The organism is Arenibacter sp. F20364, assembly GCF_023015905.1.
In the GTDB taxonomy this organism is placed as follows: Bacteria; Bacteroidota; Bacteroidia; order Flavobacteriales; family Flavobacteriaceae; genus Arenibacter.
Map to the genome: position 1 here is coordinate 1 of NZ_JALKBD010000025.1, position 12,041 is coordinate 12,041.

Sequence of the window (12,041 nt, forward strand, 5' to 3'; positions counted from 1 at the left end):
AGGGATCCTCCCAAGGCAACCACAGATTTCCAGTACAATGACAATGCCGTGGCTACAGATGGCGACAACATTCCAAGGGAAAGAAGGGATCCTCCAAAATCAACTATAGAATTTAAGTACCAGGACAATGCCGTCGCCACTGACGGAGACAACATTCCAAGAGAAAGACGGGATCCTCCCAAGGCATCGCTTGATTTTCAAAAAGTTAACAACGCGATGGCGTAAATAACATGAAAAATTTTAAGAACCGAAAGGTTTAAATTACTTTTACAAAATATAGAGCCCTAAGCAAATTTGTTTAGGGCTTTTTTTTTATCTTTCCACCTTTATGGAAAAAAATATCAAATACAAATTTTCATTTTATTTCGTAATTTTCCTACATCTGTTGAATAGTAGCTGTAAGGATACTTCCTTTGGCACAAAAGATTCAAACCCATCACCCTCCAACGACAGCATCACCTACTGGTTGGCCGAAGAGAATAGCAGTTCCAGGGAAGAATATAGTGCAAATCTCTCCAAGGCATATGATTTAGCCTTGCAGGAAAAAAACGATTCCCTTAAATCCAAACACTTTTCCAGAATATCCTATTACTATTCACTAATAGGGGATTCCCTCCAATTTAGGCGATCTAACAACATCGCCCTATCTCTATCCGAAAAAATAAGAGATTCCAACGCCTTGGCCAATAATCATTGGGACCTGGCTTTTTTCTTAGAGGATCATTCAGTTGAGGACAGTGCCTACTATCATTATGCCCAGGCCGAAAAAATTTTTAGATCTTTAAAGAACGACTATTCCACCGCTCGAGTGCTATATAGTTTGGCCAAAGTACAATCTGATATAAAGGATTACACCGCCAGTGAAGTCACCACCATTGAGGCCATTGAATTATTTAAGCCCCTGGACAAATATTACAACCTGTTTTTGTGTTATAATAATTTGGGGTCAGTAACCAATGCCCTATTGGAGTATGATAAAGCATTGGAATACTACGACAAGGCTCTTTTTTATTTGGACAAATCGAAAATAGACAAGTCCAATAGGTTGAGAAACAAAGCCTTTAACAATATAGGTATGGTTTTCCAAACAAAAGGTGAAAACAAAAAAGCTCAAGAAAACTTTGAGAAGGTTATTCAAGCAGATAGCATTTATTATAAAGACACAGAATTGTATGCCCAAGCACTTTCCAATTACGCATACAGCAAAAACAAGCTTGGTGATACCACTGGCGTGTTGGCCTCATTTGAAAAATCTTTAAAAATAAAGGATAGCATTAATGACAACAGAGGGTTGGCACTGACCAATTATGAGATCGCGGAGTATTACCATGACCGAAAAGACACTGCCAAAGCTTTAAAATATGCCCAAACTGCTAAACGAATTTCCGAACAGACCAGTAACAATAGAAGGCTTTTGGAATCCTTGGAGCTTATGGCAAAAGTGGATCCAGAAAACTCATCCAAATACACCCAAGAATACATAAAATTAAACGATAGTTTGGTTCGGGAAGAACGCACAACTAGAAACAAATTTACCAGGATACGGTTCGAGACCGATGAGTTTATTGAGCAAAATGAATTGTTGACCAGGCAGCGCCAATTATGGATCGGGATAGCCATTGCCCTATTTGTCCTTGCTGCATTTATATTGATTACCATAGACCAACGCCGAAAAAATCAAAAATTGAGATTTGAACAGGCTCAACAAAAAACCAATCAAGAAATTTTTAATCTTTTATTGGCCCAGAATAAAAAGGTAGAGGAAGGTAAACAATTGGAGAAGAAGCGAATATCGGAAGAATTACATGACGGTATTTTAGGGCAAATGTTGGGAATACGTTTAATTCTTTCCGGACTTAACAATAAAACCGATTCTGATTCCGTTCTAAAGCGCAGTGACCTACTTAAAAAATTACAAGGTTTGGAGGAGGAAATCCGTACAATATCACATGAACTGAGCAGGGCATCGCAAGAAAAAATTCATAACTTTATTGTATCCATTGAAGAATTGGTCAAAACAATTCAGGACTCCTCGAAAATGAAATGTCATTTTGAGTATGACCACAAAATAGATTGGGACCAATTAAAGGGAGATATTAAAATAAATATTTATAGGATAGTGCAAGAAAGTTTGCAGAATTGTATAAAGCATGCCAAGGCCACTAAAGTAGACTTGTTGTTTGAATCCGAGGATGATCACGTAAGGATTATAGTAGTGGACAACGGAGTTGGATTTGATCAAAAGAAAGGAAAAAGAGGAATAGGACTTAAAAACATTAATTCGAGATTGGACAAGTTAAACGGAACTTATGACATCCAAAGTAAAATAGGACAAGGGACAAAGGTTATTGTTACCATTCCTTGTATTATGGAAGAACAAGCGGAACCCCAATCTGCGTAATGGATTATAATTAACAATAGAATGAGAACTTTAAGAGTCTTAACGGTAGATGACCATGAAATGATCACTACCGGATATAAATATCTTTTGGAGGCTGCCGAATTTGAAGAATTTCAGGTAAAAGTTGAAACGGCCAATACTTTTGAAACCGGAAAGCAAAAAATAGAGGATTCAGCTAGATCGTTTAAATACGATCTCTTATTATTGGATGTACAGTTAACGGAAACGCATTTGGAAGAGCCATATTCAGGCGAAGACCTTGGGGTTTTCGCAAGAAAGATAATTCCGGATACCAAAATTGTCTTCATGTCCTCTTTTAGTGATAATTATAGAATAAACAGCATTCTAAAAAATGTGAATCCCGATGGATATATGGTAAAATCGGAAGTAGACGAAAAATCCCTGATCGCCATGGTAAAAGGTGTCATTACCTCGCCCCCCTACTATAGTCAAAAAGCACTGGTAGCGATTAGAAAAAAAGTATCCAATGATTTGTTATTGGACGATAACGACAAAAAAATACTATATCATGTTTCAATTGGAACAAGAACAAAGGATATGGTAGATTTTATAAACCTATCCCTCGCAGGAATAGAAAATAGAAAAAGACAACTTAAGGTAATTTTCGGCGTAGAAAAGCAAAATGATCTGGCTTTGGTAAATGAAGCTCGGAATAGAGGCTTTCTGTAATTGATTATCTGTCCGCTCCCATGTCCAAAACCTATGTTCTAGGACATGGTTTGTAATTTCTGAATAATACCGACAAATAGCTTTATTCCACTTATTTTCCAATCATAAAGTACCTGCTTACCATTTATCGTGTACTTTTTCGATGAATGCACCTCTTTTGAATGAAAACCTTATTTTTTCTAAGGTTTTTATCGAATTAAGGACAAAGCATTACGCTAATTTTGATATTAGTTTTTCAATAAATTAATTTCAAGATGTCTAGATTAGGAAACGATTTTTTCAATAACCCAAAAATTGGGCTTAAAAACACCGACCATATTATTGGTTTGGAGTCTTTTAGAAAAAGTTTGGAAAAGAATTTTTTTGCAGAAGTTAATATTGGCAACTACGCATTAAAGAAAGAGTCCGCTAATTTGATCATAGACATTAAATGCAATTTAAGTCTTGCCGAATCATTGTTTTATTTAAACAAGGTAACACCCACCCAAGGACGACCCAATAAATCCAGCCCAAAAAAGACCCTTCTGTTTCTTTTGGCATATTCCGAACTTAAGAAACTGAACGATATAACCATAGATATAAGTGAGTTGACCATATCCTTGAACGATACCACAATTCTAATCAGTAAAATTTACGATCAAAGTATTACCGACCAGGCAGAAAATATTTTATCAGAGCTCATTAACCACAACGTATACTATACAAAAGGACTGAACGAGACTCCATTTGAGATTTTTATCCCTGTTTTTGAAGAGGATACCCTGGAAAGTGATGCCAAATTAAAGAATATTGTTTCCGACAATAATAATACCAATGACTATTTCGGATTTTGGGGCATGTATTATGACCAAACCGAAGAAGCGGCTATATATGACCTAAACACCAAAACCATTATCCACGGAGATATTCAGATCCTAAGTGAATAAGCCCGAATATCTTTAATACAAACTGTCCATAAAACCTAAAAAAGCTCTTGACTATAAAGGCCTTTGTGTTTTATGGACAGTTTTATAATTTAACTATACGTTGAACAAAGATTTGGAATGCATCAAGGCATTTACTTTTTCCTTGACAGCATCGATGATCTTCTCATCTTCAGGATTCATTATCACCTGATCGATAAAATCTACAATAACCTTCATTTGGTCTTCCTTTAAACCTCTTGTGGTAATCGCAGCCGTACCAAAACGAATACCGCTGGTTACAAAAGGAGATTTATCATCAAAAGGAACCATATTCTTATTGGCTGTAATATCCGCTTTTACCAAGGCTTTTTCAGCATCTTTTCCCGTAATATTCTTATTCCTAAGGTCTATCAACATCATATGGTTATCCGTACCGCCAGAAATAATTTTATATCCTTTATCCACAAAGGCGCTTGCCATGGCCGCGGCATTTTTCTTAACCTGTAGCATGTAATGCAAGAATTCATCGGTCAAAGCTTCTCCAAAGGCAATGGCCTTTGCCGCAATGATGTGCTCCAATGGACCACCTTGATTACCTGGAAAAACTGCCAAATCCAATAAGGCCGACATTTTTCTCAAAGTACCATTCTTCAACTTTACCCCAAAAGGATTGTCGAAATCCTCACCCATCAAAATAAGCCCTCCTCTTGGACCGCGCAAAGTCTTATGGGTCGTTGTGGTAACAATATGGCAATGGGGGATTGGATCATTTAAAATTCCTTTTGCTATAAGACCCGCAGGATGCGATATATCGGCCAAAAGTATTGCCCCTACACTATCTGCAATTTCCCTGAACTTCTTAAAATCCATATCTCTGGAATAGGCAGAAGCCCCGGCAATTATAAGCTTAGGTTGTTCTTTGGTGGCTATTGCCTGTATTTTATCGTAATTTAATACACCTGTCTCCTCATCAACCCCATAAAATACAGGATTGTACAATCTACCTGAGAAATTAACGGGAGAACCATGCGTTAAATGGCCACCATGCGACAGATCAAATCCAAGGATGGTATCGCCCGGCTTTAGACATGCATGGTATACAGAGGCATTTGCTTGTGATCCGGAGTGTGGCTGAACATTCGCATAGGCGGCTCCAAATAATTGCTTGGCCCTATCTATGGCCAATTGCTCTATTTCATCCACTACTTCGCAACCTCCATAATAGCGCTTGCCAGGATACCCTTCCGCATATTTATTGGTCAATACCGATCCCGCAGCCTCCATAACTTGGGGACTGGTGAAATTCTCGGAAGCAATTAGTTCAATTCCATCCATTTGGCGTTCTTTCTCCGCCTCTATTAGTTCAAAAATTTGATCGTCACGTTGCATACAGTAATTTTCTATTAAATAATGTGCAAAAATACAAATTGCAGACCGTTAATTGCTAGAAAATAATATATTTGATAAGATATTTATTAAACACCAGTTAACAATTCCAAGATGCCGTTAAAAACTAATCATCCAGAAAAAAAAACATGGTTACCTGTAGCCGTTAATTCTGATTTCCCCATTCAGAATATTCCTTTTGGAGTTTTCCTGACCAGGGACGATATCATAACCATAGGCTCAAGAATTGGTGATTACGCCATAGATTTGGGGGCATTGCATCAATTGGGTTACTTTAAGGACATACCCTTGACCGATGATATTTTTTTACAGGATACGCTGAACGATTTTATATCAGACGGAAAAAAAACATGGCGTTTGGTCCGAAATAGGATCAGTGAAATCTTCGATATCAATAACAACGACCTGAAGAATAACGAAGAACATAAGAATATTGTTCTTTTTACCATGGACGAAATAGAAATGCAGCTTCCTGTACAAATAGGGGATTATACGGATTTTTACTCCAGCAAGGAACATGCGACCAATGTGGGCAAAATGTTTAGAGATCCAGAAAATGCACTTCTTCCCAATTGGTTGCACATACCGGTAGGATATCATGGAAGAAGTTCTTCTATTGTACCCAGCGGCACCTCTGTTAGAAGGCCCATGGGACAAACCCTTCCCGCGGGAGAGGAGCAACCTATTTTTGGTCCTTCCAAATTGGTGGATTTTGAATTGGAAATGGCGTTCATTACCACAGATGCCAATGTTTTGGGTGAACCAATTCCTGTGGAGGAAGCAGAGAATTACATATTTGGCATGGTACTTTTTAATGATTGGAGCGCTAGGGATATCCAAAAATGGGAATACGTGCCTTTAGGTCCTTTCTTGGCCAAAAATTTTGCATCATCCATTTCGCCTTGGATAGTTACCCTGGATGCCTTGGAACCTTTTAGGGTAGCCAGTCCGGAACAAACGCCCACCCCCCTGCCCTATTTACAACAAACGGGAAAAAAAGGGTTCGATATTAATTTAGAAGTTTCCATAAAGCCCGAAGGCGGCCCCGCAACCACAGTAACCCGATCGAACTTTAAATATATGTACTGGACCATGGCACAACAACTGGCCCACCATACCATAAATGGCTGCAAAGTGAATAGTGGCGACATGATGGGCAGCGGGACAATTTCCGGTCCAACCCCTGAAACTTATGGTTCAATGTTGGAGCTTACTTGGCGTGGGGAAAAACCCCTTACCCTTCAAGATGGATCCACAAGAAAGTTCATTGAAGATTACGATACCGTAACCATAACCGGATATTGTAAAAAGGGTAATGTGCGTATTGGTTTTGGGGAAGTCACCACAAAATTGCTACCTGTTTTTCAGCAGAAGAAGAAATAAGGCCCAAAAAAATTACAGCTGTTTGTACGATACCGAATTGTTTAACGTTGAGGTATAAGACTATTTTGGCATAGCTATTGAACTATGCCCATAATATTTTTAAACCAAACGTTATGAAACAAATATTACTCACCTCTTTAATGATGTTTTTTTTAATCTCTTGTGGAGGGGTCAAAAGAACACAGGAAGCCCTAAATACGGGTAATTATGGCAATGCCATAAACACCGCCTTGAAAAACATAGCAGAAAACAAAACCAAAAAATCCAATCAACCCTACATTCAATTGTTGGAGGAGGCTTTCAAGAAAAATACCGACCGTGAGCTTCAGCAGATCGCCTTTTTAAAGAAGGATAACAATCCGGCCAACCATGAAATAATTTTTAATGGATATCAAAACTTAAAAGCTATCCAAGAGCGTATAAAACCTTTATTGCCTTTGCAACTATATGAGGAAAATAGGAACGCCCATTTTACTTTTAAAAATTATGACGAGGAAATAATAAAGTCCAAACGTGAATTGTCGGATTACCTGTACAATAATGCCACCGCCCTATTAAATACAGGTCGATACAAGGAAGATTTTAGAAAGGCCTTTGATCAATTTACATATTTAAACGAGATAAATCCCAATTACAAGGATACCGAGCTTAAATTGGATGAGGCCCATAACAAAGGGATGGATTATGTTCAAGTAGTAATGATCAATGACTCTGAACAAATAGTTCCCAATCGTCTAGAACAGGAACTGCTAAATTTTAATACTTACGGATTAAACGACCTCTGGACCGTGTACCACACCAACGCCCTGGAAAATATTAAGTACGATTATGAAATGCAAGTAGCTTTTAGGGATATAAATATTAGTCCAGAGCAGATTACCGAAAAACAGATCTCCAAGGAAAAACAGATCAAGGACGGGTTCAAATACGCCATGAACTCCAATGGGGAGGTTTTAAAAGACAGTTTGGGCAATAAAATAAAGGTCGATAAATTTAAAACCGTAAAATGTAACTTTTATCAATTTACCCAGCTGAAGTCGGTCGAAGTAGTTGGAAACGTGAGCTTTTTGGATTTAAACAATCAACAGCAGATCAATTCTTACCCTTTGGCCAGCCAGTTTATCTTTAACCACGTTTATGCTAAACACAATGGGGACACAAGTGCTCTTGAAGAAGATATGGTTCCTTTGTTGCAACTATCTGCCGTTCCTTTCCCTAGCAATGAACAAATGGTCTATGACGCAGGAGAGGATTTAAAAGCTAAATTGAAAGGCATAGTTACTAGACATAGGTTTAATTAAAGCATTACAGGTCTTAGCTTTTATTTAGTTCCCATTAGAAATACATATAGTTTTAAGGAAGATCTCCCTTAAAACTATATGTATTTTTTTAAATCCAGGCGTGTAATAGCTCCATGGGATTCATGCGCCACGACCACTCCGTTTTTTATGACCAGCAACTGTGGCGATTCATGTACAACACCAAAAACACTACTAGTTTCATTGGAAACAGAACGATATTGGTGCAGATCAAGGTAATGAAGATCTAAACTATTTTTAGATATATCATACCCCTCGTTAAAGCGGTTCATAACCATTCTGCTAATGCCACAGGTCGTGGAGTGCTTAAATATTACCTGAGGTTTGGCATTGGACTTTTCTTTAATAGCCTCTAGTTGGTCTACGGACGCCAAGGGAACCCATGGCGCCACCTTGGCTTCCTTTTTCCCATTTTCGCTATTATTATCCTTTCCAAAAAGCCGATTAAATATTCCCATTTCGTAATTTTAGTATTAAGTCCAATAAATGCGCTAAACCTTACAAGCTGCCGAATTGTCGCTCTAAATTCAAAAATAAGCGACATTATGTCCTGTTAAAAACAGTGGTAAGGTTGTTGCTTTTAAATGTTCAAAAGTAATCATTAACTCAAAAAAAACAACTATATGAATTTTAATAACTTCACCATAAAGTCACAGGAAGCCATACAGCATGCGCAACAGATGGCGCAAGGTTTGGGCCACCAACAAATAGAGAACGAGCATATATTTAAGGCAATTTCCGAGGTCGAGGAAAATGTACTTCCGTTTATCCTTAAAAAATTGAACGTAAACACCACCTTATTGGACCAGATTTTGCAAAAGGAATTGGAAAGTTTTCCCAAAGTATCGGGCGGAGAGATTATGCTTTCAAGGGAAGCCAATAAAACGGTGACGGAAGCCAGTATTATAGCAAAGAAAATGGAAGATGAATATGTTTCCATTGAACATTTGTTATTAGCGATTTTCAAATCAAAGAGCAAAATAGCCCAAATACTTAAAGACCAAGGGGTTACCGAAAAAGACCTTAAGGCAGCTATCAATGAATTGAGAAAGGGAGGAAAAGTAACTTCACAAAGTGCCGAGGATACCTATAACTCCTTGAACAAATATGCACGAAACCTAAATGAACTGGCCGACAGCGGAAAACTGGATCCGGTTATAGGACGGGACGAAGAAATTAGAAGGGTTTTACAGATCTTGTCACGTAGAACAAAGAACAACCCAATGCTGGTAGGGGAACCTGGCGTAGGTAAAACAGCTATTGCCGAAGGTCTGGCCCATAGAATTGTACAGGGCGACATCCCTGAAAACCTTAAGGATAAAATAATCTTTTCTTTGGATATGGGTGCCCTTATTGCTGGCGCCAAATACAAAGGGGAATTTGAAGAGCGCCTAAAAGCAGTTATAAAAGAAGTAACCTCTTCTGACGGAAACATAGTCCTCTTTATTGATGAAATACACACCCTTGTTGGAGCCGGAGGTGGACAGGGCGCTATGGATGCCGCCAATATACTAAAACCCGCCCTGGCCCGTGGAGAACTGCGTGCCATTGGCGCCACTACGCTTGATGAATATCAAAAATATTTTGAGAAGGATAAAGCCCTTGAACGAAGGTTCCAGAAAGTTATAGTGGATGAACCCGATACCGAAAGCGCAATATCCATTCTTAGGGGCATTAAAGAAAAGTACGAGGCGCACCACAAGGTTAGAATTAAAGATGAGGCCGTAATTGCCGCCGTTGAATTGTCACAACGCTATATTACCAATAGATTTTTGCCGGACAAGGCAATCGACCTCATGGATGAAGCCGCTTCCAAGCTTAGAATGGAAATAAATTCCAAACCTGAGGAACTAGACGTTCTGGACCGTAAAATAATGCAATTGGAGATAGAAATAGAAGCTATCAAGCGAGAGAACGACACCTCAAAACTTAAGGCTTTGAACGTGGACCTGGCCAATTTAAAAGAGGACCGAAATGAGATCTTTGCCAAATGGGAAAGTGAAAAAACGGTTGTGGACGACATCCAAAAAACAAAGAATGATATCGAAAACTTTAAGTTGGAAGCAGAAAGGGCCGAACGCAATGGAGATTATGGAAAAGTTGCCGAAATAAGGTACGGTAAAATAAAGGAAGCCCAGGAACGATTGGAAAAACTGGAAAGCGAACTGGAAGAACAACAACTTGGGGAAACTCTGATCAAAGAAGAGGTCACCAACGAGGATATAGCCGAAGTGGTTGCCAAATGGACAGGGATCCCCGTAACCAAAATGCTTCAAAGCGAAAGGGAAAAACTGCTGAAGTTGGAAGATGTACTCCACAAACGAGTAGTAGGACAAGAGGAGGCCATACAGGCGGTTTCCGATGCCATACGAAGAAGTAGGGCAGGATTGCAGGACAGCAAGAGACCCATTGGTTCCTTCCTATTCCTTGGAACTACCGGTGTAGGTAAAACAGAATTGGCAAAGACCCTGGCAGCCTACCTATTTGACGATGAAAACGCCATGACCCGAATTGATATGAGTGAATACCAAGAGCGGCATTCGGTAAGTAGATTGGTAGGAGCACCTCCAGGATATGTTGGTTATGACGAAGGTGGACAATTGACCGAGGCAGTGCGAAGAAGACCTTATTCAGTAGTATTATTGGATGAAATTGAAAAAGCGCACCCTGACACCTTTAATGTCCTATTACAGGTATTGGATGAAGGTAGGTTAACGGACAACAAGGGTCGTGTTGCAGATTTTAAGAACACCATAATCATTATGACCAGTAATATGGGAAGCCATATTATTCAGGAAAAGTTTGAGGACAACAAAGATATCTACAGCGCCACTGAAGCTGCAAGGGTAGAAGTGCTCGGGCTATTGCGTAAAACGATACGACCAGAGTTCCTGAACCGGATAGACGACATTATCATGTTTACCCCATTAAGTAAAATGGACATTAAAAAGATAGTGGTCCTACAACTGGATCAGTTGAAAAAATTGGTTGCCAAACAGCAAATTAGCATAGATGCAACCGAGGAGGCAATTGATTACTTGGCCGACAAGGGGTATGACCCACAATATGGTGCAAGGCCCATAAAAAGAGTTATTCAAAAAGAAGTATTGAACAATATTTCCAAGGAATTGCTAAGTGGAAAAATCCACCCAGGTGGAACTATTCTAATAGACTCTTTTAACGATCAACTGGTGTTCAGAAACGAGAGTGAATTGGCAAAATAAAGTTATAGTTTTCAATACGAGGGCATCCAACCATACATTGGATGCCCTTTTTTATTAACAATATATACCATACAGTATAAGATTTTTTATATTAGCATAAAACTGTAAGGACATGTCTACAAAAGCTGAGAGAACAACCGCCTATATCATTGAAACCGTTGCGCCAATTTTTAACAAGCTTGGATATGTAGGAACTAGCATGAGTGATCTTACAGAGGCTACAGGTTTGACCAAAGGGGCCATATACGGGAATTTTGAAAATAAGGATTCCCTGGCACTTGCTGCCTTTGAATACAACAGCAAAAAATTATTGGTCAAAATAGATGAAAAGTTAAATTCGACTGGAACTTCCCTGGAAAAACTTTTAGTACTTACTAATTTCTATCGTCATTACGACACCTTTATTGAGGAATTGGGAGGTTGCCCAATTTTGAATATTGGGATCGATGCCAATCACAACAACTCCCAATTGCTGGCAGCAACTAGGGAAACCATAAAAACGATTGAGGGGAAAATTGCCCTGGTCCTAGAAAACGGCCTTAACAACAATGAGCTTAAGCTTCCGGTAACACCCCTTCAATTTTCAAAACAACTATTTACAATGATCCAAGGAGCAGTTGCCATGGCCACTATAACCGGTGATAGAAAATACTTGTTGAACACAGTGGCCTATTTGGACCAATTAATCGTCCGTGAAATAAAAAAGTAATTT

The 12,041-nt window shown here is 38.9% G+C and carries 10 protein-coding genes; 8 read left to right on the forward strand and 2 right to left on the reverse strand.

The window, feature by feature from the left end; all coding sequences use genetic code 11:
• The 4 genes from MWU84_RS17555 to MWU84_RS17570 all read left to right on the forward strand — a co-directional run.
• Positions 1-225: hypothetical protein (locus MWU84_RS17555; protein ID WP_246904162.1), on the forward strand; the 225-nt coding region annotated here is incomplete at its 5' end.
• 103 nt (positions 226-328) lie between these two features.
• Positions 329-2,401: an ATP-binding protein gene (locus MWU84_RS17560; RefSeq protein WP_246904164.1), complete on the forward strand. Its 2,073-nt coding sequence runs from the start codon at positions 329-331 to the stop codon at positions 2,399-2,401.
• 21 nt (positions 2,402-2,422) lie between these two features.
• A complete protein-coding gene (locus MWU84_RS17565) occupies positions 2,423-3,091 on the forward strand; it encodes a histidine kinase (RefSeq protein ID WP_246904166.1) in 669 nt (222 codons plus the stop codon).
• A gap of 254 nt (positions 3,092-3,345) precedes the next feature.
• Positions 3,346-4,017 (forward strand): hypothetical protein, encoded by a 672-nt coding sequence (locus tag MWU84_RS17570; RefSeq protein WP_246904168.1) that lies wholly within the window; start codon positions 3,346-3,348, stop codon positions 4,015-4,017.
• Between the two features lie 93 nt (positions 4,018-4,110).
• Here the strand turns inward: MWU84_RS17570 and glyA are convergent, their stop codons facing one another.
• Positions 4,111-5,385 carry a serine hydroxymethyltransferase gene (gene glyA, locus MWU84_RS17575; protein ID WP_246904170.1) on the reverse strand — a complete coding sequence of 425 codons (1,275 nt, stop codon included), beginning with the start codon at positions 5,383-5,385 and terminating at the stop codon, positions 4,111-4,113.
• Between the two features lie 111 nt (positions 5,386-5,496).
• On the opposite strand from glyA, the gene fahA reads away from it, so the two are divergent.
• Both fahA and MWU84_RS17585 read left to right on the forward strand, forming a co-directional pair.
• Positions 5,497-6,786 (forward strand): fumarylacetoacetase, encoded by a 1,290-nt coding sequence (fahA, locus tag MWU84_RS17580; RefSeq protein ID WP_246904172.1) that lies wholly within the window; start codon positions 5,497-5,499, stop codon positions 6,784-6,786.
• 113 nt (positions 6,787-6,899) lie between these two features.
• Positions 6,900-8,087 (forward strand): hypothetical protein, encoded by a 1,188-nt coding sequence (locus tag MWU84_RS17585; protein ID WP_246904174.1) that lies wholly within the window; start codon positions 6,900-6,902, stop codon positions 8,085-8,087.
• Positions 8,088-8,161: 74 nt separating this feature from the next.
• Here MWU84_RS17585 and ytxJ read toward each other — a convergent pair whose 3' ends face one another.
• Positions 8,162-8,563 (reverse strand): bacillithiol system redox-active protein YtxJ, encoded by a 402-nt coding sequence (gene ytxJ, locus MWU84_RS17590; protein ID WP_246904176.1) that lies wholly within the window; start codon positions 8,561-8,563, stop codon positions 8,162-8,164.
• Between the two features lie 165 nt (positions 8,564-8,728).
• Between ytxJ and clpB the strand changes: the two genes are divergently transcribed.
• Complete coding sequence (gene clpB / locus MWU84_RS17595; RefSeq protein WP_246904178.1) at positions 8,729-11,329, forward strand: ATP-dependent chaperone ClpB; 2,601 nt, start codon at positions 8,729-8,731, stop codon at positions 11,327-11,329.
• Between the two features lie 112 nt (positions 11,330-11,441).
• On the forward strand, positions 11,442-12,038 hold the full coding sequence (locus tag MWU84_RS17600; RefSeq protein WP_246904180.1) for a TetR/AcrR family transcriptional regulator: 597 nt from the start codon (positions 11,442-11,444) through the stop codon (positions 12,036-12,038).
• Positions 12,039-12,041 lie beyond the last annotated feature (3 nt).